Origin of the sequence: Pseudomonas sp. YuFO20 (assembly GCF_035064975.1) — a bacterium.
GTDB lineage: Bacteria > Pseudomonadota > Gammaproteobacteria > Pseudomonadales > Pseudomonadaceae > Aquipseudomonas > Aquipseudomonas putida_AE.
Genome location: NZ_JAXDEO010000004.1, coordinates 154968 through 179546 on the forward strand (window position 1 = coordinate 154968; position 24579 = coordinate 179546).

The following is a 24579-nucleotide window of genomic DNA, read 5'->3' on the forward strand; positions in this document are numbered from 1 at the left end:
CTCTCTCTAGTGTCATGCTCAAGCCGCATCGGCACCGACCCGCAACCGGTCGTAGGCCTGCATTTCATCGGCGTCCAGCGGGATGATGTAAGGCTCGACGGATTTCTTGAAGCTGGTCATCAAGCCGTTTTCACCCTTCTTCAGATGGCAGTGACAGAACCAGTCGCTGTCGTTGCGTTGCGGATGATCGACCCGGTAGTGGTAAAGCCCCCAGCGACTTTCGGCGCGGAACAGCGAAGCGCGGGCGGCCATTTCGGCGCAGTCGCGGATCATGCTGACTTCCATGGCACGCATCAGCTCATGGGCGTTATGGGCCTTGATCTGATCGAGGTCGCGCTGGATGTCGCTGAAGCGTTGCAGGCCGATCTGCATCTTCCTGGTCACTTTCGGCGGCTGCAAGTAGTCGTTGACGAAGCGGCGCAGCTTGTACTCGACCTGGGCCGGTGGCAGGCCGTGTTCGCGATCAAGGGGTGCATAGACCCGCTGTTTCTCGATTTCGATCTGCTCGGCATCCAGCGCTGAAAACTCGCGGCCGGCGACGAAGTCCGCCGCATTGTTGCCGGCAAACCAGCCATAGGTGAACGCACCGAGCATGTAGTTGTGCGGCACCGCAGCCATGTCACCCGCCGAATACAGGCCCTTGACCGACGTCTCGGCCTTCTCGTTGACCCACACCCCCGACGCCGAATGCCCGCTGCAAAAGCCGATCTCGGAGATGTGCATCTCGACCATCTGCGTGCGGTAATCGGTGCCGCGATTGGCGTGGAACTGACCGCGGCTCGGCCGCTCGTTGCTGTGCAGGATCTCTTCGATGTTCTGGATGGTTTCCTCGGCCAGGTGATCGAGCTTGAGGAACACCGGGCCGTTGCCGCTTTCCAGTTCCTGGTGGAACTCCCACATCATCTGCCCGCTCCAGTAGTCGCACTCGATGAAGCGCTCGCCCTTGTTGTTGGCGGTGTAGCCGCCCAGGGGACCCGTAACATAGGCGCAGGCCGGGCCGTTGTAGTCCTTGATCAGCGGGTTGATCTGGTAGCATTCCAGGTTCGCCAGTTCCGCCCCGGCGTGATAGGCCATGGCGTAACCGTCGCCGGCATTGGTCGGGTTTTCGTAGGTGCCCATCAGGTACCCCGAGGCCGGCAGGCCCAGGCGCCCGGCGGCACCGCAGGCGAGGATCACCGCCTTGGCCTTGATCACATGGAAGTCGGCGGTGCGGCAATCGAACCCCATCACGCCGTTGACCGCCCCCTCGCTGTCAGTCAGCAAGCGGGTGCAGACCAGGCGGTTGGTGATGCTCACCCGTGCCCGCTTCAACTGCCGATAGAGCACTTTCTTGATGTCATGCCCTTCCGGCATCGGCAGCACGTAGGCGCCCATGTGGTGGACCTTCTTCACCGCGTAGTCGCCGGTCTCGTCCTTCTCGAACTTCACGCCCCAGCGGTCCAGTTGCTCGATGGTCTCGAAACTGTGGGTCGCGTAGGCATACACAGCGGCCTGATTGACGATGCCGTCGTTGGCGATGGTGATTTCCTTGGTGTACTGCTCCGGCGTCGAGTGGCCGGGGATGATCGCGTTGTTCAGGCCGTCCATGCCCATGCTGATCGCGCCGCTGCGCTTGACGTTGGCCTTGTCGATCAACAACACGCGCAGATCGCGGTTGCGCTCCTTGGCCTTGATCGCCGCCATGGGCCCCGCGGTGCCGCCGCCGATCACGACGATGTCGTATTCCTGTTCCAGTGTCGTTCGGGTCATGCCTGATCCCCTTTTTGCCGGTCGATCCGCAGGCGGTACTGGAAGGCATCGCCACGGTAGTAAAGGTGTTCGAAGTCCACTGGGCGGCCTTGGGCGTCGTGGGTCAGGCGCTCGATGCGCATGATCGGCGAGCCGGCCTCGACGTTCAGCGCCTGGGTCAGGTCGCTGTCGGCCAGCACCGCGTCGATGGCGAGGTCGGCGTGACCCAGGGCCAGGCCGCAGTCGTTTTCCAGGATCAGGAAGATGTCGCGGGTGACCAGGTCGGCCTTCTCCAGGCGTTCGCCAAGGGCTTTGGGCAGATAGGTGATTTCCAGCGAAATCGGCTCGCGGTTGATCAGCCGTACCCGCTTGATCTGCGCCACGGTCTCGCCTTCGGCGACCTGCAAGCGTTCGGCGACCAGCTTGTCGGCGGCGATGAATTTGAAGCTGCGCAGGCGGTTGATCACCTCATAACCGCGACCGGTCATGGACTCGGCGAGGCCTTGCAGGGTGCTGACGTTCTGGAAGGTTTTCGGCTTGGCGACGAAGGTGCCCTTGCCGTGGATCTTGAAGATCAGCCCTTCCTTCTGCAGATCGCCGAGGGCCTGGCGCACCGTGATGCGGCTGACCTTGAACAGCGTGCCGAGCTCGCTTTCGGAAGGCATCTGGCTGTCCTGCGGGTATTCACCGTCGAGGATGCGCGCACGGAGGATGTCGCGCAGCTGGGTGTGCAGCGGGACACTGCTGTGTGAAAGAGGGCTGAGGGCTAGAACGTTATCGGTCATGAGGATCACTTGTCATAACGAGTTATGACGTGATCTTATGGTTCTAAGTACGGGGATGAGAAATACCGTTTGAGCATAAGGTTAGATTCACTGTAGGAGCTGGCTTGCCAGCGAAGGCGGTATGCCTGACTCACCGCCTCGCCCTATTCGCCGGCAAGCCGGCTCCTACAGATAATGTCTCAGCCGATGCGCAGCGCGCGCAAATCGAGATGGCCATCCTTCAACGGCGGGCACCAGTAATAACCGCCAGTGATCGGCCGGCTGATGCGGTACAAGCCATCGGTAATACCGTCCTCCAGCCCACTCATGCGTCGCAGCTGAACCTCGAAGGCATCAAGGGAAAAACCGAAGGCCAGGAACATCAGCCCGGCGCGGTCGCCTTCGATCCATGGCATCGAGCGGCGGACCACGAACGCCTCAGGGGCAAAGCTCTCCTGGGCGGTGCGTTTGACGTGGGCAGAGATCGGTGCGTCGTCGAGTTCTTCGTTATCGCTCAGGCGACGGCCCATGATGTCATCCGTCTCATGGGACGCCAGCGCGCGAAAACCCTTGAGGTCATGCTGCCACTGCTGCAGCGCGGCAAAACTGCCACCCACCGTGCCCTCGACGCCCGCCCCCACCAGCGCGGCGGCCGCGGCGGCTTCGTCACGGGGGTTTTCGGTGCCGTCTTCGTAGCCGGTCAGGTCATGGCCGTCACGGTGGCGGAAACCCTCGGTCACTTGCACCAGGCGCAGGGCGGGCGCCAAGGCCGCCTCGAAGGCGTGGCTGCGGTTGAGCAGTTCGCCACGGTCGGTACCGTGCAACCAGCACCACAGCGCCTGTTGCGTCGACGGGTTATCGACACCGACACCGGCCAGCGCCGGAAACGGCCGCAAGCCTTCGATATGCCCGTCGAGGGCCTTGACCAGGGACTCACCGAAACCGACCACCGCCGATTTGCCGTCCACCAGTTGCATCAGCTTGTCCAGCGCAGCCGGCAGTGCAGCCACCGATTCCAGGGCGAAAAACATATGACGAGCGAGAGGCGGAACAGGGGTGGCGAGGATGCCCGGCTGGTAGAGACTCATGTGAACTCCTTATGAAAGAGCGCGAAGTTTAACCTCGACACCCGCCATTGTGTGCTCCCAGGTCAAAAGATCGCGTTTCACCCAACGCCGTTTGCGGTCTACGCTTGAAGCACAACAACCACAGCTTCACCCCCTCTATTCTGCCCATCAGCGCTCGATTGCAGCTAAAACACCGCATCAACAAGGCGTATAACCCTTGAACCGGATTCTTCAACGGCTAGCCATAAGCGCACGGCTGACACTACACACGGGGTAGCGACATGACCACAGCACAGATCCTTGGCAACCTGTTTCCCGATGCCGCCAGCATCCCGGAAAAATACCGTCTCGACGGCCCGACCGAACAACGTGAGTACCTGGTCGACGGCGTCCTCAAGACCTGGCCAGGTCCCCTCGCCCAGGTCCGCAGCCCGGTGTACCTCGCCGGACCCGGCGGCGATGAACAAGTCATCCTCGGCAGCACGCCGCTGCTGGATGCCGCCACCGCCCTGACCGCCCTCGATGCCGCGGTGCGCGCCTATGATCGCGGCCAGGGTTTGTGGCCGACTATGCGCGTGGCCGAGCGCATCCAGCACGTCGAAACCTTCCTCGGCCAGATGCGCGAACAGCGCGACGCGGTGGTCAAGTTGCTGATGTGGGAAATCGGCAAGAACCTCAAGGACTCGGAGAAGGAATTCGACCGCACCTGCGACTACATCGTCGACACCATCAACGCCCTCAAGGAACTCGACCGTCGCTCCAGCCGCTTCGAGCTGGAACAGGACACCCTCGGCCAGATCCGCCGCGTACCGCTGGGCGTGGCGCTGTGCATGGGGCCCTATAACTATCCGCTGAACGAAACCTTCACCACGCTGATCCCGGCGCTGATCATGGGCAACACCGTGGTGTTCAAGCCGGCCAAGCTTGGCGTGCTGTTGATTCGCCCATTGCTCGAGGCCTTCCGCGACAGCTTCCCGGCCGGGGTGATCAACGTGATCTACGGCAGCGGGCGCGAGACGGTCAGTGCGCTGATGGCCAGCGGCAACATCGACATCTTTGCCTTCATCGGCACCAACAAGGCCGCCAGCGACCTGAAGAAACTGCATCCACGGCCCCATCGCCTGCGTGCGGCGCTGGGGCTCGATGCGAAGAACCCCGGTATCGTCCTGCCGGAGGTGGACCTGGACAACGCGGTCAACGAAGCCGTCACTGGCGCCCTGTCCTTCAACGGCCAGCGTTGCACCGCGTTGAAGATTCTGTTTGTCCATGAAGACGTAGTCGATGCCTTCATCGAGAAATTCAACGCCAAGCTCGCCACGCTCAAGCCCGGCATGCCCTGGGACAGCGGCGTGGCCCTGACGCCGCTGCCGGAGTCATCCAAGGTCGATTACCTGCACTCACTGGTGGCCGACGCCGAAAGCAAGGGCGCCAAAGTGGTGAACCCCCATGGCGGCGAGGCCCGCGCGTCGTTCTTCTACCCTGCCGTGCTGTACCCGGTGACGCCGCAGATGCGGGTCTACCAGGAAGAGCAATTCGGCCCGGTGGTGCCGATCGTGCCCTATCGCCATCTGGACACGGTGATCGATTACGTCCTCGAATCGGACTTCGGCCAGCAACTGAGCATCTTCGGCACCAACCCGGTGGCGGTCGGCCGACTGGTCGATACCTTCGCCAACCAGGTCGGGCGCATCAACCTCAACGCCCAATGTCAGCGCGGCCCGGACACCTACCCGTTCAACGGCCGGAAAAATTCCGCCGAGGGCACCTTGTCGGTCCATGACGCCCTAAGGGTGTTTTCGATCCGCACGCTGGTGGCGACCAAGTTCCAGGAGACCAACAAGGATCTCATCAGCGAGATCATCAGCGGCCGCAGTTCCAGCTTCCTGACCACTGATTACATCTTCTGAGGAGAGCCAACCTGAGCGCATCCACGGCCCTTCGCCTGCCACCGCTGCTGCGTCGGTTACTGCGTCCGTTGCTGGACCCGTACCGGCGCTATCGCCATGCGCGGATGATCCATGCGGTACGGGTGTCCCTCGGGTTACTGGCGTCGATCCTGCTGACCACCGGCATCAACCTGCCCCACGGCGAGTGGGCCTCGGTGACGATGCTGGTGGTGATCGGCGGCTTGCAGCACCATGGCAACATCGGCAAAAAAGCCGCCGAGCGCGCCATAGGCACCCTGGTCGGGGCTGCTGTCGGCCTGGTGCTGGTGGTGCAACAGTCCTGGCTCGGCCTGCCGTGGCTGACCTATTTCGCCATGGCGGTGGTGTGCGGATTTTTCTCGTACCACGCCATCGGCAAAGGCGGCTACACCGCGCTGCTGGCCGGCATTACCGTCTTCATCGTCGCAGGCCATGGCGACAATCCAGTCTCCGACGGGCTGTGGCGTGGGGTCGACATCCTGATCGGCATTGCCCTGGCCCTGGCGTTTTCCTTCGCCCTGCCGCTCTATGCGGTCTATTCCTGGCGTTACAACCTGGCTGACGCCTTGCGAGATTGCGCGACGCTCTACGGGCGCATCATCAGCGGCCAATCGGTGACGGCCGACGAACACCTCAAGCTGATGGGCCGCCTCAACACCGTGATGGTGCAGCTGCGCTCACTGATGCCATCGGTGTCCAAGGAGGTGAAGATTTCCATGACCGAACTCGATGCCATCCAGCGCCAACTGCGTCTGTGTGTCAGCACCCTGGAGATACTGGGCAACACCCGGCCGGACGCCAGTGACCTGCAAACGGCATTGAAAGCGGAGCATCGGCTGATTCGCGTGCAATTGATCGGCATGGCTCGGGCGCTGAAGTCCGGCGTCACCGAGCGGCTGAACCGCCCCATGGCGTTACCGGTCGTCAGTCTCGAAGCACCGGTGTACAACGCCCTGGACGGTTACCGTTTATTGACTGAGCAACTGGCCGCCAACATCGGCGATATGCGCCAGCGCCTGGCCAGGACCGCGCCGAACTGGAACATCTGACGGGCTCATGGGGTCACTGTGCGCCGGAATTTCAAACTCCAGCCCTGCTGCATGCCGGCAGCGGCCAGCAAAATCGCGGCAACCCCAATCCATTGCAGCGGTTCCAGGCGATGGCCAAAGGCAAACCAGTCGACGAAAATCGCCGCAATCGGGTAGATGAACGACAGCGCGCCGGTCAGCGCCGTCGGCAGTTTCTGGATCGCGCCATACAACAACACATACATCACGCCGGTGTGCACGATGCCCAGCGTCACCAGGCTGCCCCACTCGCCCGGCGCTTGCGGCAGCGCCGAAAAATGCGCGAATGGCGCGAGCAGCAGCACGCCGGTGCTGACCTGGATCAGCGCAATCAGATGCGGTGGCGTCCCGGTCAGGCGCTTGATGATCAACGCCGCGATCGCGTAAAGGAACGCTGCCCCCAGCGCCAGGACAATGCCGATCAGGTACTGGCTGCCGCTTTCGCCCTGCCCGCCATGGGCACTGACGATCGCCAGCATCCCGAGAAAGGAAACCGCCAGCCAGGCCAGTTTCTGCAGGGTGATTTTTTCGTTGAGAAACAGCGCCGCCAGCCCCACCAGCATGAACGGCTGGACGTTGTAGACCGCCGTCCCGATGGCTATCGAGGCCCGGGAATAGGAGGCGAACAGCAGCACCCAGTTGCCGACAATCGCCACGCCGCTGAGCACCGCCAGCAGGAAGGTGGTGCGGGTCAGGATGTCCGCACGCAAAAAACCGAAGGCCGCGCAAATCAACAGCAAGGTGCCGGCGCCGAACAGGCAGCGCCAGAACACCACATCCAGCACCGGTTGCCCGGACACCAGCACGAACCAGCCGATGGTTCCGGAGATCAGCATGGCGGCGGTCATTTCGAACGAGCCGCGACGTATCGAGTTGTCCATCATCAGACTCCTGTGATTGATGGGCAAAGTATGCCAATTGACCGGGGCGCTGCTCCAGTGCAGAAAGCAGGCTAAACTACGAATCTGCCTTTAATGCGAAGGCCATTGTGCAAAACTGCCTAATTGAGGTTTCACCATGACCGATGACATCGACCAGGTACTGATCACCGCCTTGATGGAAGACTCGCGACGTTCGCTCAAGGCCCTGGCGCAGATCAGCGGCCTGTCCTCGCCCAGCGTCGCCGAGCGCCTGCGCCGTCTCGAGGAACGTGGGGTGCTCAAGGGCTACACCGTGGAAATCGACCCGAAGTGTTTCGGTTATCAGCTGCAGGCCATCGTGCGCATCCGCCCGCTGCCCGGCCAGTTGCAGGAAGTGGAACGGCAGATCATGGCCATCCCCGAGTTCACCGAGTGCGACAAGGTCACCGGCGACGACTGCTTCATCGCCCGCCTGCATGTGCGCTCGATGGAACAACTGGACACCCTGCTCGACCGCCTCAACACCCACGCCGAAACCAACACCGCCATCGTCAAGAAAACCCCGGTCAAGCGCCGCCTGCCACCCATGGCATAGCCGCCGGTACAGAAGCCGGGCATAAAAAAACCCGCCGAAGCGGGTTTTTTCAATCATGGCTGGCGATCAATCATCGCGGCTCATGATGCCAAACAGCTGCAACAAGCTGATGAACAGGTTGTAGATCGATACATACAGGCTGATGGTAGCCATGATGTAGTTACGCTCGCCGCCATGGATGATGGCGCTGGTCTGGAACAGGATGCAAACCGAGGAGAACAGCACGAAGCCCGCGCTGATCGCCAGTTGCAGGCCGCTGATCTGGAAGAAGAAGCTCGCCAGCGTCGCACCCAGCAGCACAAAGAAGCCCGCCGTGATGAAACCGCCGAGGAAGCTCATGTCCTTGCGGGTGATCAGCACATAGGCCGACAGACCGCCGAACACCAGGGCCGTCATCGCAAACGCCGAACTCACGACCTCTGCACCGCCCTGCATGCCCAGGTAACGGTTGAGGATCGGGCCGAGCAGGAAGCCCATGAAACCGGTCAGGGCAAAGGCGGACACCAGGCCCCAGGCGGAATCACGAAGCTTGTTGGTGAGGAAGAAAAGGCCGTAGAAACCGATCAGCACCACGAAGATGTTCGGGTAGCCGACACGCATCTGCTGGGCGACAAACGCCATCACGCCGCTGAATGCGAGGGTGAGAGCGAGCAAGCCGTATGTGTTGCGCAGGACGCGGCTAACCTCTAGCTGCTCAGCCTGCACGCTGTTATTAACTGCGTAATCCTGTTCGCGCATGGCGACACTCCTGTTGGTTTGAAACGTTCAGTCGCAAAGATCATAACAGACGCCCTGTAACAAGCTATGCAGAGAGTTTGACAGTGTGTTTCATTCAGGTATTATGGCGCCCGCAACACAAACGGAGGTGTGGCCGAGTGGTTTAAGGCAACGGTCTTGAAAACCGTCGACTGTAACAGGTCCATGAGTTCGAATCCCATCGCCTCCGCCATATTTGATACGACAAAGCCCTGATTATTCAGGGCTTTGTCGTTTCTGGGGTTTGGTGATTGATGATCTCGCTTTACCAATCATCTGCGCATCTATTCAGCAATCTCCGCAACTCCCCCTCCCCCGGCATCCTGCCAATCGAACAAAACCTTACCTGAATATTACTGTGGGCACCCCCACTGCTACTCCTAGGCTAGACTCGCGACTTGAATGGAGGTGGCGATGACCGAAGAGGAATTGGCAATTGAGGCGCGAGCAATAGCCTTTGCCAAGGAGCACAGGACTCGAATAGCCAGGGAGCTAGCGTGCGTACAGACCTATCCTGGAGAGGACCACCCGGTTTCGATCTTCATGGCAGGATCACCTGGCGCAGGGAAGACAGAGGTTTCCAAGGCCCTGATCGGCGGAATGGACGGCATGGGATCTAAGGCGTTGCGCATAGATCCAGATGACCTTAGGGGATTTTTTCCTGAATATCGTGGCAATAACTCCCGCCTATTCCAACGAGGAGTGAACACCATCGTTGAGCGCTTGCATGACCTGGTCTTGTCTCAGCGCCAGTCGTTTTTGCTCGATGGAACGATGTCCAACGCAGAAGTCGCAAAACGCAACGTTGAGCGCTCTCTGCGGCGCAATCGGTTTGTAGGCATTGTTTATGTCTACCAGCAACCACTACTCGCATGGGAGTTTGTGAAAGCGAGGGAACTGACTGAAGGCCGGAGCATTCCAAAGGCTGAATTCATTCGCCAGCTATTTGCAGCGAAAGAAGCTGTTCTGGAGCTGAAAAAAACATTTCGACTGCAAATCCGCGTCGACGTGATCATAAAAAATACTGACGGCACCCATCAAAGCGTCGAACTGAATGCCGATGTGGCAAAAATTGACGCACTCGTCACCACTGTTTACTCTCCAGAGCAGCTCGATCAAATTTTAACCGAGGCATAACTCATGAAATCATCTTCGGCGAACGCCAGTCCTCTTTCGAGCTTTTTCAGAAACAACTCAGAATCTGACAAGCACGCAGCCTATAGCTCGGCTTCATCGAAAGCGATTGAGAGCCAACGTAAGGTTATCGAAGAGGCGAAGAACATCAAAGAGGCGAAAAATACCGCCTGCTCTTAACCGTTGCCCTTTGTTAAAACCCGGCCTCGAGCCGGTTTTTTTTGTTCGTCCGTCTCGTCCCGTGGAATTGCCTCCACCTCCGTGAGCCGCACCCGTCCTTTACGAAATATCCTTAAAGAAAAGGTACTGGCCGTTTAATGGCCACCGCCACCGCAACCCCCTAGCCCCTTCTAAGGAAAAAAAGCCGCCATATAGGGCATTGCCCTACAGACAGCAGTTTGCCCACGTGGCTTAAATTCGCTCCCCAGCAAGGACGCATCCCAACCATACACTCGCACCAAAAAGGCAGCCGAGTACGATGCGTTATCTGATCTTCATCCTGATAGCTATGATCGTTGTCATCCTTGTTGCTTCGCTGTATGGGTGGTACTGCCACCTGCGAGATGACGAAGACGACCTGTATTACTAACCTGAAAAATCCCGGCAAGGCTGCGACAGCGCGAAACGGGACGGATTATTTCCAGAAAAAAATAAATCCGGAAAAAGACATCTGCCCCCCCTTCTTGTCTCCATCTCTTGAGGCTCTTTACGGCTTTCTCGAATGTTCGACAAGTCGCTCGACGAAGAACTCCATATGCCCTCCAGGGGAATCCGGTAAAGGCCAAGCGTCAACCTTCAAAGCGATTTCCTGAAATGCCTGGGCGCACTTCGAGTGCGGAAATTGTTCGTAGACCGCTCGCTGCTTGCGCACCGCCCTACGCGCATATTCATCGTACGGCACCATTCCCACATACCGCAGGGAAACGTCGAGGAAGTGATCGGTGACTTTGGCCAGTTTGGCGAACAGGGCGCGACCCTCCTGAGGGCTACGCGCCATATTGACCAGCACGCGGAAGCGGACTAAGCCGTAATCACGATTGAGCAGTTTGATCAGTGCGTAGGCATCGGTGATCGAAGCCGGTTCGTCGCAGACCACCAACAGGACTTCGTGGGCCGCCCGGACGAGACTGATCACCGACGCGCCGATGCCTGCAGCCGTGTCAATGACCAGCACATCGAGACTGTCCCCGATTTCACTGAAGGCCTGGATCAGGCCTGCGTGCTGGGCCGCAGACAAATGAGCCATGCTCTGGATGCCTGAAGCCGCGGGGGCGATTCGTACCCCGCCCGGACCGTGCACAAGCACATCGGACAGCTCACAGCGACCTTCGATCAAATCGGCAAGCGTGTACTGACGGGAAAGCCCCAACAGCGTATCGATATTGGCCAAGCCAAGATCGCCATTAAGCAATACCACTCGCCTTCCAAGTTTCGCAAGCGCCAACGAAAGATTCACCGCGACAGTCGTCTTGCCGACGCCGCCCTTTGCGCCGGTCACGGCAATAACCTGCACAGAATGCACACCATCCATGTTTATTGATTCCCTTCCATGTGGAACGCTTGCGAGTAGTCGCTAACTATTCCCTTATACCAATGGTAACTGATTAGTGCAGAGGCATGGCCCCTAGCCATATTACTCAACCTGCAAACCCGCAAAGCAACCATTAAATGGCAGAATCCCCTCACGCTGACCAATTCGGAGACCACAATGCTTCGCGTGTTTGAACAAAGGCTCGACCCATTTCCCCCCGACGAAGCTCCACCACCGCCTGTCGGCCTGATGCGGTTCCTGTGGGCCTGCATGCGAGGCGCCCGCGGTTATGTCTTTTTGCTTGCGCTGCTCAGTGCCAGTGTGTCGATCTACGAAGCCTGGCTGTTTTCCTTTCTTGGGCAGGTCGTGGACCTGCTCTCGACATGGCAGGCTGGTGGCGATGCGAACGGGCAGGAAAGTCGAGTGCTGTGGGGGATCGCGATCGTGTTGCTGACCAGCATCGGGCTGGTGGCGCTGCGCACCATGGTGCAGCACCAGATATTGGCGATCAATCTGCCGCTACGCCTGCGCTGGGACTTCCATCGGCTGATGCTGCGTCAAAGCCTCTCATTCTTTTCCGATGAATTCTCAGGCCGGGTCACGACCAAGGTGATGCAGACGGCATTGGCCGTGCGCGAAGTCCTGTTCACCCTCATCGAAATCGCCCCCGGCATCGGCGTTTACTTCATTGCGATCATCGCACTGGCCGGCGGCTTCGCCCTGAAACTCATGCTGCCTTTTATTGCCTGGGTCGCGTTGTTCGGGCTGGCCATGCTGTACTTCGTGCCTCGCCTGGGGCAAGTCGGGCAGGAACAGGCCCATGCGCGATCGTCAATGACGGGGCGTATTTCCGACGCCTACACCAATATCACCACAGTGAAACTGTTCTCCCACTCCAATCGTGAAGCGCATTTTGCGCGCGCGACGATGGAGGATTTCAAGCAAACCGGCTTTCGCCAGATGCGCCTGGTCAGCCAGTTCGAGATCGTCAACCAGGCGTTGGTGGTGGCGTTGATCATGGCAGCAGGTGGCTATGCCCTGTGGCTATGGCACCAGGGTGAGGTCGGTGCAGGTGCCGTGGCGGCAATCACGGCCATGGCGTTGCGTATCAATGGCATGTCGCACTGGATCATGTGGCAAATGACTTCGCTGTTCGAAAACATCGGCACCGTGCAGGATGGCATGGCCACCCTGACCCGGGGCCCCAAGGTGCAGGACGCGCCGAACGCCAGCGTGCTGGTGCCCTCTGGCGGCGCGGTGACCTTTGACAAGGTGAGCTTCAACTACAACGGTGAACGCCAGGTGCTCGACGGCTTGAGCCTGAACATCCGCCCAGGCGAAAAGATCGGCCTGGTGGGTCGTTCCGGTGCAGGCAAATCGACGCTGATCAACCTGCTGCTGCGTTTCTATGACGTAGACAGCGGCGAGATTCGCATCGACGGGCAAAACATCGCCCAGGTGACCCAGGACAGTCTGCGCAGCGCCATCGGCATGGTCACTCAGGACACTTCCCTGTTGCACCGCTCCATTCGCGACAACATCGCCTACGGTCGCCCGGACGCGACCGACGCGCAGATACGCAGCGCCGCGGCCAATGCCCAGGCCGACGGTTTCATCAGCCAACTGAGCGATCGGCAAGGCCATAGCGGCTATGACACCCTGGTGGGCGAGCGCGGCATCAAGCTCTCGGGCGGCCAGCGCCAACGCATCGCCATCGCCCGGGTGATGCTCAAGAACGCTCCGATCCTGTTACTCGACGAGGCCACCAGCGCCCTGGACTCCGAAGTCGAAGTCGCCATCCAGGAAAGCCTCGATGAAATGATGCAGGGCAAGACCGTCATCGCCATCGCCCATCGGCTGTCGACGATTGCAGCCATGGATCGGCTGATTGTCATGGATGAGGGACGCATCATCGAACAAGGCACCCACGCTCAACTGCTGGAAAGAAACGGCACCTACGCGCGGCTCTGGCAGCATCAGAGTGGTGGTTTTCTGGGTGAGGACCAGGGGATGGCCGAGGCGATGGATCAGGCGTGAGCGTGAACGCCTCCTGAGCAATCGCTATCCCAAACGCAGGGGAAATCCCCCCGAACATGGGTTGTGAAACCCGCTGGGTGCCTGGCGTTTTTCCTGGCGAAATGATTGCAAGGCGCACCACCAAGCGCGGCGTTGCACAGGTGTTGGGCATGTCATCCGGACAAATCATTGGCATGGATAGTGCTGCTCCTGCAGGGCTTGGATGAGTGGTTGAAGTTGCTGGAACTTCCACAGCATACCCAGGAGTACGCCCTATGCCGGCAATCGACGTATTGCATAAACGCTTTCACCGTAGAACGGCTGACGCGATTGCACCCACTCGACAATTCAATCTCCTGCGCTGGTTTTCGATCGCCAGTTTCCTGCTCATCAGCGTCATAGCGTTTGGGTTGGGTTCTTTTTCGACAAACTTCCTGGTCGCGGAAAGTCTTGAACGCGATGCCCTGATGTCGGCGCAGTTCATCCAGACCATTGCAAAAGGCGAGATACGTCATCGCGGGCTGGCGGCCATGCAGATCGAGGAAGGCCGGCCATTCGTTCAACATGAGAGGACGTCAGAAGAAACCAGGCAGAGCAGCCAGGCTGTCAGCTCCGAGCTCGTGGATTATCTATCGCGTCTGCCAAACTCGCTCCTGATCTCCATTTACTCTCCCCTTGGAACCGTCATCTGGTCCACCAACCCGAAGTTGGTTGGGCAAGTATTTTTGAATGACGAGCTGGAAGAGGCATTCAACTCCAAAGAACGTATATCCACTCGATACAGTAAGGTTGATGCAGGCCGCAGCGAGCAGAAATTCCTGCACCCGCCGAAAAAGTTCTTCATCGAGAGTTACATCCCTCTCGCCGATGGCCAGGGCAACATTCTGGCGGTGGTTGAAATTTACCGGGAGCCCTTCGACCTGATTGAACGCCTCAATCGCGGGCACTGGATAATCTGGCTGACCACGATGGGCGGCCTGCTGCTTTATTTCGCGATTTACCGGATTGCTCGACGAACCTCGGTTCAATTGGCCTCGCAAGAGGAGCAAGTCGTTGCCAACAAGACCTACGTTGGCTTGGGTGAAATGTCCACCGCCGTCGCCCACAGCCTTCGGAATCCACTGGCCTGCATCCGTTCCAGCGCAGAGTTGGCGAAAGACATGGAAGGCCAGCCTGCAAAGAAGCAGATCGAAGACATCGTCGGCCAGGTGGATCGGATGTCGCGCTGGGTGCAGGAATTACTGCTGTGCCTGGGCCCGATCCGCGGCGAGGCAGAACGGGTGGATCCGATGCCGATGCTACAGGCCACACTCGACAGTTTCAGCGCGCAACTGCGTCATGCAAAAATCCAGGTCGAGTTCAAGAATGAGCCCTCGCCCTGGATAATCAGTCATCCGCTTTTGCTTTCGCAGATTTTCAATAGCGTCATTGCCAATGCCATAGAAGCGATGCCGACAGCAGGAAAACTGACCATCCAGACGAGCGTGGATGAAGCCCAACAGTGGCTGAACCTCACCATTGAAGACACCGGGGGTGGCTCTGCACGACAACAGCAAATGATGGCCTACAAGTCTTTCTACACCACCCGACACGGCAGGCTCGGTATAGGGTTCATCATGGTCAAGCAGATCATGGAAAGCTTCGGCGGCGAAGCGAGTCTGACCATCCAGGAAAAACAGGGCACATCCGTGCACTTGAGGTTCAGGGTTCTGGACAGGAGAACGCTCTGCTGAAGCGTTACCCCAAGCCCGTCAACGCTTGCAATGCTCGGGGACCATGACGTCTTGAGCCGCGCGCGTGGTCATCGAGGACAACTCGTTGACGTTATTGGCCGTGAAAACCTTGCCGCCAGTCAGCTGCGCCAGGCAGTTACCCGCGCCGGTGCCGAGAATGTCGATCACATTGATCTTCAAGTGGGGTTTGCTGCGGGCCAGGGCGCGTGCCACGGTACAAGGGTCGCGGCCGCAGCTTTCGACGCCATCGGAGACGACCAGCATCACCGACTCACGATTGACGCCATCGAGCATCTGCCCGGCCTTGGCGATGCCATCCGCCAGAGGCGTGCTCTTGACGGGTTGAATGGCCGCAATGCGCGACAGCAGATTGCCGCGCTGCCCCGGGGAGAAGTAACCCACGCTCGTGGCCTGTGGGCAGTCCTCGACCAGCACCAGGCCGACATTGATGTCACTGGACAGTTGCCGCACGACGGCGCTGGTGGCCTGCTTGGCTGCCGTGATGCGCTTGGGCTCACGCACCACATACTCCCGGGCCCTGGTGTCTGACGTCCCGGTCATCATCCGGGCGAACCTGTCCATCTTCTCCTCCATACCGGCTCTTTCGAGATCTTCATCGGTGGCCAGCAGGCTGATGTCCATCGACCCGGATGCATCGAAGACAATCAACAATTCCGGGGCCAGTTCCTTGGGGCGTTGATCCGGACAGAGATTCTTCGCATTGGTGATCATCTGTTCTTTGCAGTGACGCTGGAGCTGCTCGGTAACCCGGGTCTTCAGGGCCGGGTTGCTCTTGAGCAGCGGCTCCTGGGTCAACATGCCCTGCAAGGTGGCGCAGTTGCTGCCGGCCGCATCAACACGCTTGGCCAGTGCCTCGACTGGATCAGGTTTAGGCGGGGGTACTGGCTTGGGTGGCGGTGGCGGCGGTGCTGGCGGCGGCGCAGGCTTGGGCTCCGGTTGAGGCTCAGGTACCGGTTGAGGCGCAGGCTCAGGTTCAGGTTTAGCCACTGGTTCAGGTTCTGGTTCAGGCGTCGGCGGCACTTGCCTGGGCTCCTCGACTTGAGGAGGCACCACGGGCGGCGGCACTTCCACCGGCTTCTCGCGGCAGAACAGCCACCACCAGAGCGCTGCCAGGAGCGCGAGCAAAAGCAGCAGCAATAATGCCCAGAGCCACCAACGACGGGGCGGCCGCCCCTCAACCGCGGCGTTCGCCTGTGCGCCCGCACCCTCTACAGCCGCGACGGACCACCCTGGGATGATCGCTGGCGGGGGCTGTCCACCGCCCCAGAAGGTCAGCACCGGTTGCCCGTTCAGGCTGAAGAGGTTGCTGTCGGCCGGGTAGCGAGCGGCCTGGCGCAACAGGCTTGCCTGCCGCTGGCCATCTGCGCCCTGCCCTTGGAGCTGCGTTGCCAAACGCTCCACCGCTGCAAGACGTTCACCGAGCAGGTGGCGAACCTCGGCCGCCTCCCTGGCCGGCAACTGGGCGAAAGGCAAAGGCTGCCCACCCAGGTCGCTGTACCACTCGATAACGTCCCCTTCAACCGCTTTGGGTTTGGCAAACAGGGTCGCCGTACTCGGCGGCAAGTGGCGTTTCAGAATGCCGATCAGTTCCTCGTGGCCGGCCAGTACATCGGCGGCACTCTGGTTTTGTGTGGACTGACGAGCGATTCGTTTCATGTTCGAGTGATTCCTGCCTTGGCTTCAGGGTACTCAACGCAATCCCAGGCCGCTTTCCAGATCGGCCACGTTGTCGCGCAAACGCTGCAACTCATACTGCTTCTGCATCACGGCTTTTTCGTCAGAGTCGTTGACCTTGGCCATGTCCTTTTCCAGTTGGCTGATCTGCGCCTGGACGCGCTGGTTGCCCTTGGACTTCTCGTTGAGCCTGGCGAGCAAGGCTTTCAGCGAGCGGTTCAGCTCGTCGTTGGCCCGTTGCTGCTGGCCAAGCTCGCTGCTGACGCTGGCGCGCTCTTTTTCGATAGCCGCGTAAACGTTGCGGAACAACCGATTGGCCTCCTGTTCATCAAGCAGAACCTTCTCTTTCTCGGTGACTCGCTGGGCATAGACGCCTTGCACGTTGCAACCGAACTTGGTGTTGAAGCTGGCGTCTGCATTGTTCGGGTCACAATCGGCAGCAGTGACCGCGCACCCGCCCAGGCCGATCAGGCCAGAAGCCAGCGTGCAACGAATGAGTGCGTGCATGGCTCGATCCTCAGCCCAATCGAATGGAGGAACGCTGCTGGGACAGCTGGTCGATTTCGTTCTGCAAGGCAGTAATCTGCTGCTGCATGTTGTTGATTTCCGCGTTCAGGGCATCCATTCGTGCACCCGAGCCATGCTGGGAAACCGCCACCTTCTGCCACTCCTGGTGCTTGGCCTGGGCATTGGCCAGTTTGTCCTTGAGGAAGGCGGTGTTGGAATCGATTTCAGCCAGCTGTTGCTGGGCTCTGCTGCGCTGCTGTTGATTGGCTGTGTTGGCCTTTTTTATCTGGGCAATCTTTTGCTTGTCGTCGTTGATCACGCTGCGGGCAGACTGCGTGAGGGCGCGCAACTCCTGGTTGTCCTTGCGTACGTCAGCGGTCATGGCATCCAGACGCTGTTCGTCATTGGCGTATCGGGTGCGAAGGTAATCCAGATAGTAATTGGCGCCCATGCCGACGCCGCACATGACAGCGGCCGAGATCAGCATGCATTGGGTCTGGTTGCTCGGGTTGCCCAACATGCAACCGAGAATTCCGACCCCTGCACCACCCGCGCAAGCCTGCCACCCCGAGGTGCTGAAAAATTCCGCGGAGCGGCTATTGGCTATGCGCGGATCCACCGGTGCCTGGCTATCGGAATACATCGACCCCGAGCCCTGGCAGCCCGCCAGGTTCAGGAAGCAAACCAGCAGGAGGCCTGTCAGAACGCGTTGACGAGTGGGTGCCGGGTTCATGTCTTTGCTCCTTCGGTCGGGATGGATTTGCACTTCTCGAGCCAGTGACTGCGGGCGACCTTGCCACTCTGCATGTAGCCTTGCAGGTGGTTCCAGTAGGTGTCGAGGTAAGTGCGCAGGTTGTTCTTGCCGCGCGCGGCCATTTGCTGGGCCACCACACCCACCTGCGGCTCTACCGTCGCCTGACTGTAGTTGAGGGCACCGTTGACGACCGTATCGGCGTAGTAGTTTTGCAGGAAGTCGAGCACTTTACCCTGCTCGTCGAGCCGCTTGCGACGGGCAGGACAGGTCGACTTGTCCAAGGTGCTCTGCGCTGCGCAGGTCATCTTGAAGAGCTTCTCGTTCAAGTCGAGAAGCTCTGCATCATCCTTCATCTTGGTGCACAGAAATGTCCCCAGTTGCAGCTCCGAACGGATCGCGTGGTCGCGCTGCTCGTCACGTGCCAGGGTGTTGGCGCGCAGATCGCTGCGCAGCTGTTCCAGCTGCAACTTGAGCGCATTGTCTTCGACGCCGGCGGCGATGCTGGTGATCTCCTTGACCGGATCCTTGCTGGCCGACTGCTGCCCCTCGGAACTGGCGGTTTCAGGCCGGACACCCAGGGTTTTCCAATCGCTTTCTATCTGTTTGACCCGCTCGAGTGAAGTCAGCGTGGGGGCCACCAGGGCGAGGCGAAAACCACTGCTCTTGAAGCGACTCTGCTCACTGCCAGTATTGCTGTAATACGGCTGCTCATGGCGCATCGACGTGCGCAGATCCGCCTGGGGCGTCAGGTAGCTGCCGCCGCGCAGAATGAAGCCGCCGGCCTGGCCGTGCTGGCGGTTCAGCTTGTTCAGGTGAAAAGGTTCGAAAGTCATTTCCTCGACGTTGCCGAGCATGTCGTGCAACCCGACGGGGTTGGGCTTGAGCAGGCCACCGAGCTGGAGCTTGCCATTGGCCGATTGTGATCCGGCGAACCAGGCATAAGCGTTCAACCCCTCTGGCGTGGGAAAGCGCATGTCACGGAACTCGGCCGCCGACACGGCAATGCCGCCGCGCGCGGCAAACTCCCATTCGACTTCCGTTGGCAGACGCAGGAAGCCGGCGACGTCATCTTCCTTGGGCAGGGCCTTCGCAGCGTTCTTGCGTAACCAGAGCGTGTACTTGTCGGCGAAATGGGTGGCATCGAACCAGCTCACCCCCGTCTGCGGCAAGCGCAACATGAGCGCAGGTACCGGGCAGGAATCGGCCATCACGGCCTGGTACTGCAGTTGGCTCAGCTCATACTTGGCCAGCAGGTAATAACGGGTCGACTTCGCGGTATTGTCGGTGAAACTGCCGGCAATCTGGGTGGGTCGGGCCTGCTCCAGGTAGCCCCACTCGTCACTGTCCTGCCCCAGCGTGATGGAGTAGTCGTCCAGCGGCCCTTTTGCCGCCGGCACGTTGATTTTGCGAAAGACCATGGACCCGTTGCACGGCATGGGCAGGATAACGTCCTGTTCCTGCGGCATGGGGTTGAAGTACTCGGCGTCCCAGGCCGCCTGCGCGTCCAGGCTGCCCAAGGCCAGCAGGCAACCCAGCGCAGCGAGCCAATAACGCTCAAATGTCGCGCAGACTTTCGGACGGTTGGATCTGTATCGCACGAAGCACTCCTATGCCCGCGACAAGCACCGCGAGCAGCAAGGCACTGACAAAAGCCAGCAGCACATGAATATTTTCCAATCGGCAGGCGAACTCATCCTTTGCCATATCGACTCCCAGCGCGTGGTTGAATACCGCGCTTCCCGCCAGGTAGGCGCCATAGCCCAGAATGAAGGCCAGGCATGTCAGCAGCGCAGCCTGGATCATCACAAAAGCGCCCACCCCTGCCCGGCGAAAGCCCAGCAATCGCAACAACGCCAGGCCCTTGCGCTTGCGGTCGATGTTGGCCAGGAAGGCGCCGGCCAGCGACGCCGTGCACCCCATGACCGCTGTCCATGCAATGACGGAGAAGATCAGGCCCAGCACCCGGGTGATGGCCTTGACCGATTCGATTTCATGAACGCTGTTTTTGCTCTCGATATTGCGCTGCTGCAACCATTGGGCGATACCGGCGACCTCGTCCAGCCCCTTGGCATAGATCCGTGCACTGGAGTAGAACTCACGGGGCAGCGCCGGCCCGTTGCCCGTCTCCAGGCCAAACAACGGCGACAGGTCGCCATCACGAAGGCTCTCGATAGCTTCGAGCAGTTCCAGGGTGACCAGTACCCCAGGCCGCGGGAAAGCCCCTTCGGCGAGGATGCCGCTGACGTTCACTTCCAGTTGCCCGGTTTCCTCTTGGTCATGGAGCTTTCGCTGCACGAGCAGGTGAATGCGCTCGCCGGTGCCGACCCCGAGTTTGCGCGCCGCGCTGGCACTCAGCACGACCTGGTCGAAGGCCTGGGGCGCTGCCAGTTCGCCCAACAGGGGATCGCCGTTGGCGCTGGGAATCACCTCGGCGCCCGAAACGAAATGCACAGGGTCAAGGAAGAGGTCGGCCACGGTATTCAGCGAGCGGGTCAGCGGCAGGTTGAAGCCGACCCCCGGTAGCCCATTCAGTTGTTGGAACCACTGCCGATCGAGCTTGTAGTTGCCGAGCACTTGAACTTGCAGGTTGCTCGGGTCGCGGAGCAACTTGTCACGCAGTTGCGTCACTACCCCGTATTTGAGCCCGAACAGCAGCAGCAACGGCGCGATCACGGCCACGAGGGAGGCGACGATGCACAGGGAAACATTGCGGTCGTGCCACAGGTCACGCGCCGCCAGCTCCAGCAGCAGCCGCCGTCGGCCGCGTGTTTCAGGCGCTCTCATGGAACACCGTGCCTGCACAGTCGGCGTCAGTAGTCGGACGGCCGACGATGTTTCGTACGCCACAGTCGCGCACCAGGTCCCAATCGTGGGTCACCAATAACGCGGCTATCTGGAAGCGCTGGACAAGCTCGAGAATCAACTCGAACAGCTTGCGCGCCTGGATCGGGTCGAGTGCTGCCGTGGGCTCATCGGCCAGCAGCAACGCCGGTTGGTGGGCGATGGCGCGCACGAACGACACGCGCTGCCGCTCGCCTATGGACAGCTGGGCCGGCCACTTGCGCAACAAATGGCTCAAGCCCAGGCGTTCAATGGCGGTCTCGACCAATTCGCTTTCGCGCGGCAGCCCAAGCATGCGCCGCGGCAGGTCGATGTTCTGCCGCACACGCAGAAACGGTAACAGCCCTCCGGTCTGGAGCACAAAGCCCAGGCGTTGGGCGCGAATGTCGGCCAGGAGACCATGGCGATCCTCGCGCAACAACCGGGCGATATCCAATGGCTGTTCGGTGGCCAGACGATAGGTGCCGAGCCGCTCAGGGCGCAAGACCAGGCCAATCATCTCCAGCAAGGTGCTCTTGCCACTGCCGCTGGCACCCGTGATCGCTGCGATCTCGCCCCTGTGCAAGGCCAGCCGCGGCAAGCTGATCATCAGGCTGTCGGCGCCCACGCCACGCTTGATACCCAGGTCCTCGATCAACAGCATGGTCTCGCTCCATTCAGGGCAGCGCGTCCAGCGGCACCGGGTAGACGTGCTCGCTGGGGTCGCTGCCTTCTGCCAGTGACACCCAGCGATCAACATCCGCGTTATAGCGCTGGTAGAGTTTGAGTTTGGTGTTCAGGCGCCGGATGAGTTCCTGTTGCTGCGTACCGGTCATGCGCTTCCACTCATCTTCATCCAGACTCAGCACCTCGCTCGGATAGGGCACCCCGTCCAGGTATTCCCCCATCAGGCCCAGCTGGCCGAGCGTTGGCGAATCGCCCTTGGCCAATTGGTTGGGGTCACGCCCCATGGTCGCGGCGACTGAACGCAAGCGGTCGAACATATCGGCCGGCGAGATCAGCCCCTCGTTGGCCGCATCGGCAATACGGCGGACCACGTCACTCAAATCGCTGAGCTGGGCCTTGGTCAGCAGGACGCGAACCTCCGTGGTCGGCACCTGCTGCTCAAGGAGATCGCGATCACTGATCCAGGCCTGGAATACCGGAGGCACGCTTGCCCCCGTTTTCTCGCCCAGGTAGGCCAGGCGCATGGCATGTCCCAGCAATGCGGCGTCGGCCAGCATGCTGTCATCGGCTGGCTGGCCCGCGACCGCCTTGGTGGGCGCCGGCGTTGCCTTGCCGTAATCGGCATCCGCGCCCAGGGCACTGCCGGCGGCCATGTCGCCACGGTAGGCGGCCTTGACCTGATCGGTGATAGCACTCGCCAGGTTGTCGATCCTGGCACCGAAATGGCTGACATCGCCGGCGTCGACGGGGTAGTAGAGGGGTTTATTGAGGTAGGGGTTGAGTGCCAGATCAGTGTATTGGGCCTGGGCGGAGTCGTGATTCTTGACCCCACTCGGGGTTTTCAGGTGCAGCGTGTAAATGGCCACCCCTCTATGTTTGGCTTCCAGGCGCACCTGGTCGGCGTCGAGCCCGGTGCCCGATAACTCGTCGCCCCCGGAAAGCGCCCCCGCGTCGCTGATAAGGACGATATAGCGGGCGCCGAACTCGTTCCAGGCGACCTGGTCCAGGGCCTGCATCACACCTGCATAGGCATCTTCGTCGAACCGGCTGCTGGAAACCCTGGCCGGTTTCAACGCCGCGACCCTGCCGAGAAAATCGCTGCCGCCCTTCACGGTTGAAGGGTCGACATACATTTTGCTGACATACTCAAGGCCCGGCACCGCCTTGATACTGGAGCGGTAGGCAACCAGGCCGAACTTGACTCGATCGAGCAGTTGCTCCTGTTCAACGCGTTGGTAGATCTTCGTCACCGCTTCCCGGGTGCGATCGATGTAAGGGCCCATCGATTTGGTCGAGTCGATGACAAAGACCACCGCGGCAGAAAAGCCTTTGAGCATATTGGCTTCGTTCTTCGCGTCGGGCTTCTCGGCATCTTGTGCTTTTGCCGGAGCACTGACCGAGGCGATGTTCAGCACCCGTAGCCTGTAGCCCTTCTTCGTCATGACCTCCTGCGCCTCGATCACCGGCAACAGATAGAAGTTTTTCGCCGGATCGACGTAGTAGTCAGGCTCGCGGGCGATCACCTTGGGATCGCGTCCCGAGCTTTTCATGTTGGCGCGAATGGGCTTGAGCAATGCGCTCGCGTCCGCCGCGGTAACCATCTGATCGAGGGTTTTGCGCTCGCGAAAAAACAGCAGGGGTTCTCGATCGGCCGGGTTGGTCAGGACCAGGGTCATCTGCATCTTCCATTCGACCGAACAGGCCTTGTCGATCCAGCCGATACTCTTGCCGAGGCTGTCGGGGCCGACCCGCAGCCATTGCTTGTCACGCTGATAAACGTAGAACCGGGTGAAGGTGGGGACAGCCTTCCCCGTGCTCGCGCCGGTGCTCTCGCGCAGCTGGCAACCGGGCGTGGTCAGCACGCGCTGGTAGAGCGTTTTCTTGCCTTCCTGCAGCAGGGGTTTTTCCTCGGCGGCCAACGGGGTGGCGAAAGCGCCCATCAGCAGCAACCCAAGCCAGGCCAACCCATGCAGGCACGTACTCGTTCTGGTGTGTTCCATCATTTTTTTCGCAACTCTTCCAGACGCTGTTTGACTTCGAGGTTCTTACCATCCCTGGACTCCACGATCTCGTACCAGTAGGCCGCGGTTTCCGCATCGGCTTCCTTGATGCAACCGCCGGGGGTGAATGTTTTCGGATCGAGCTCGCGCGCATAAGCCAACGCGACGTCGGCATCGCCGGCCTGGCCCTGATAGGCATACAACCGCGTGGCCAATTCACAGCGGCCGGCCTCTTTGGCGCGGGCAATGACCTCCAGCACTTGTTCACTGCTCGGTTTGGTTTTCAGGCAGGCCTGGATGAACGCCATGTCATCGCTGCTTTGCTTGAGTACCTCGCTACTGCACTGGGCCAGATGTTCTGGAGCCTGCGTCGCAGTGAAAGGCCAATAGAAGTACCCGACCAATACGGCCGCAAACACTCCGCAAGCAGCAAGCACTGCCCATGGCCACCAACGCCTGGGTGGCGTGCGCTCTTCGCGCGGTTCGTCCCGTAGCGCAATAATCTCTTCCGGCTCTTGAACCTCCTCGAGCGGAACCTTCTCGGGCGCGTGAATGACAGGCTTGTCCCGACCCTCCCCACCTTGAGGGTTTCCAGCGGCGAGCGAAGAAAGGATGGTTCCGGAGATACGCAGTACGCCCTTGTCGCTGACGCCACCATCACGCAACTGCACCTCGTAGGTCATCCGGTGATCAAGCAACAAGGGATCGACCAGCCAGGGCCCTACTTCACCGGTCAGCGTATCCTTGGCAAACGCCAGCCCCTGGAGGGCATGCCAGACAGGGGTACTGCTCCACGTCCCATCGGAGTCAAGGTAACGACCATCCTGGCTGCGCCGGACAGTGACCTCCAAAGCGGTCTCGCCGCCCTTCCAGCCAGGCACGCTCAACTCGCCCCGGCCGGGTTGTCCGCTGGCTGCGGCCTTGAGCGTGATGATCATGG

At 60.3% G+C, this 24579-nt stretch carries 20 protein-coding genes and 1 tRNA gene; 7 read left to right on the forward strand and 14 right to left on the reverse strand.

All coding sequences use genetic code 11. The features are described from left to right. Positions 1 to 18: 18 nt before the first annotated feature. The 3 genes from SOP85_RS03880 to SOP85_RS03890 all read right to left on the reverse strand — a co-directional run bounded on the left by SOP85_RS03880 (position 19) and on the right by SOP85_RS03890 (position 3580). Entirely contained in the window at positions 19 to 1749 is a 1731-nt protein-coding gene (locus SOP85_RS03880) for a fumarate reductase/succinate dehydrogenase flavoprotein subunit (RefSeq protein WP_323626123.1), read from the reverse strand. Continuing rightward, positions 1746 to 2513, reverse strand: a complete 768-nt coding sequence (locus SOP85_RS03885; RefSeq protein ID WP_274075892.1) for a GntR family transcriptional regulator — start codon at positions 2511 to 2513, stop codon at positions 1746 to 1748. The genes SOP85_RS03880 and SOP85_RS03885 overlap by 4 nt, the downstream gene beginning before the upstream one ends. A 179-nt stretch (positions 2514 to 2692) precedes the next feature. Next, a complete protein-coding gene (locus SOP85_RS03890) occupies positions 2693 to 3580 on the reverse strand; it encodes a Dyp-type peroxidase (RefSeq protein WP_323626124.1) in 888 nt (295 codons plus the stop codon). A gap of 260 nt (positions 3581 to 3840) precedes the next feature. Here SOP85_RS03890 and SOP85_RS03895 point away from each other — a divergent pair, with 260 nt between their 5' ends. Together SOP85_RS03895 and SOP85_RS03900 are read left to right on the forward strand one after the other, a co-directional pair. Further along, positions 3841 to 5466 carry an NADP-dependent glyceraldehyde-3-phosphate dehydrogenase gene (locus tag SOP85_RS03895; RefSeq protein WP_323626126.1) on the forward strand — a complete coding sequence of 542 codons (1626 nt, stop codon included), beginning with the start codon at positions 3841 to 3843 and terminating at the stop codon, positions 5464 to 5466. Positions 5467 to 5510: 44 nt separating this feature from the next. Further along, positions 5511 to 6533 (forward strand): FUSC family protein, encoded by a 1023-nt coding sequence (locus tag SOP85_RS03900; protein WP_323626149.1) that lies wholly within the window; start codon positions 5511 to 5513, stop codon positions 6531 to 6533. 5 nt (positions 6534 to 6538) lie between these two features. Here the strand turns inward: SOP85_RS03900 and SOP85_RS03905 are convergent, their stop codons facing one another. Beyond that, positions 6539 to 7432, reverse strand: a complete 894-nt coding sequence (locus SOP85_RS03905; protein WP_323606410.1) for a DMT family transporter — start codon at positions 7430 to 7432, stop codon at positions 6539 to 6541. 136 nt (positions 7433 to 7568) lie between these two features. Here SOP85_RS03905 and SOP85_RS03910 point away from each other — a divergent pair, with 136 nt between their 5' ends. Beyond that, positions 7569 to 8006, forward strand: a complete 438-nt coding sequence (locus tag SOP85_RS03910; RefSeq protein WP_007987480.1) for an Lrp/AsnC family transcriptional regulator — start codon at positions 7569 to 7571, stop codon at positions 8004 to 8006. 66 nt (positions 8007 to 8072) lie between these two features. Here SOP85_RS03910 and SOP85_RS03915 read toward each other — a convergent pair whose 3' ends face one another. Continuing rightward, a complete protein-coding gene (locus SOP85_RS03915; protein WP_034147218.1) occupies positions 8073 to 8744 on the reverse strand; it encodes a Bax inhibitor-1/YccA family protein in 672 nt (223 codons plus the stop codon). 123 nt (positions 8745 to 8867) lie between these two features. Here SOP85_RS03915 and SOP85_RS03920 point away from each other — a divergent pair. Further along, positions 8868 to 8955 (forward strand) — tRNA-Ser (locus SOP85_RS03920). Positions 8956 to 9176: 221 nt separating this feature from the next. Then, on the forward strand, positions 9177 to 9899 hold the full coding sequence (locus SOP85_RS03925; RefSeq protein WP_323626127.1) for a zeta toxin family protein: 723 nt from the start codon (positions 9177 to 9179) through the stop codon (positions 9897 to 9899). A gap of 703 nt (positions 9900 to 10602) precedes the next feature. On the opposite strand, the gene SOP85_RS03930 is transcribed toward SOP85_RS03925, so the two are convergent. Next, the gene (locus tag SOP85_RS03930; RefSeq protein ID WP_323626128.1) at positions 10603 to 11427 is read right to left on the reverse strand and encodes a MinD/ParA family protein; all 825 of its coding nucleotides are present in this window, start codon (positions 11425 to 11427) and stop codon (positions 10603 to 10605) included. A 177-nt stretch (positions 11428 to 11604) separates the two neighbouring features. Here SOP85_RS03930 and SOP85_RS03935 point away from each other — a divergent pair, with 177 nt between their 5' ends. Next, positions 11605 to 13464: an ABC transporter ATP-binding protein gene (locus SOP85_RS03935; RefSeq protein WP_323626130.1), complete on the forward strand. Its 1860-nt coding sequence runs from the start codon at positions 11605 to 11607 to the stop codon at positions 13462 to 13464. Between the two features lie 254 nt (positions 13465 to 13718). Further along, entirely contained in the window at positions 13719 to 15176 is a 1458-nt protein-coding gene (locus SOP85_RS03940; protein WP_323626132.1) for a sensor histidine kinase, read from the forward strand. A gap of 18 nt (positions 15177 to 15194) precedes the next feature. On the opposite strand, the gene SOP85_RS03945 is transcribed toward SOP85_RS03940, so the two are convergent. The 8 genes from SOP85_RS03945 to SOP85_RS03980 form a co-directional block, all read right to left on the reverse strand. Further along, a complete protein-coding gene (locus SOP85_RS03945; protein WP_323626134.1) occupies positions 15195 to 16853 on the reverse strand; it encodes a hypothetical protein in 1659 nt (552 codons plus the stop codon). 33 nt (positions 16854 to 16886) lie between these two features. Further along, positions 16887 to 17378, reverse strand: coding sequence for a hypothetical protein (locus SOP85_RS03950; protein ID WP_274075882.1), 492 nt, complete (start codon positions 17376 to 17378; stop codon positions 16887 to 16889). Between the two features lie 10 nt (positions 17379 to 17388). Beyond that, positions 17389 to 18111: a hypothetical protein gene (locus SOP85_RS03955; protein ID WP_274075881.1), complete on the reverse strand. Its 723-nt coding sequence runs from the start codon at positions 18109 to 18111 to the stop codon at positions 17389 to 17391. Further along, entirely contained in the window at positions 18108 to 19598 is a 1491-nt protein-coding gene (locus SOP85_RS03960; RefSeq protein WP_323626150.1) for a formylglycine-generating enzyme family protein, read from the reverse strand. The genes SOP85_RS03955 and SOP85_RS03960 overlap by 4 nt, the downstream gene beginning before the upstream one ends. Positions 19599 to 19686: 88 nt before the next feature. Next, positions 19687 to 20916, reverse strand: a complete 1230-nt coding sequence (locus tag SOP85_RS03965) for an ABC transporter permease (protein ID WP_274075880.1) — start codon at positions 20914 to 20916, stop codon at positions 19687 to 19689. Then, positions 20903 to 21616 carry an ABC transporter ATP-binding protein gene (locus tag SOP85_RS03970; RefSeq protein ID WP_323626135.1) on the reverse strand — a complete coding sequence of 238 codons (714 nt, stop codon included), beginning with the start codon at positions 21614 to 21616 and terminating at the stop codon, positions 20903 to 20905. The genes SOP85_RS03965 and SOP85_RS03970 overlap by 14 nt, the downstream gene beginning before the upstream one ends. A 13-nt stretch (positions 21617 to 21629) precedes the next feature. Continuing rightward, on the reverse strand, positions 21630 to 23579 hold the full coding sequence (locus tag SOP85_RS03975) for a vWA domain-containing protein (protein WP_323626151.1): 1950 nt from the start codon (positions 23577 to 23579) through the stop codon (positions 21630 to 21632). Positions 23580 to 23638: 59 nt separating this feature from the next. Continuing rightward, positions 23639 to 24577: a hypothetical protein gene (locus SOP85_RS03980; protein WP_323626136.1), complete on the reverse strand. Its 939-nt coding sequence runs from the start codon at positions 24575 to 24577 to the stop codon at positions 23639 to 23641. Between the last annotated feature and the right edge of the window lie 2 nt (positions 24578 to 24579).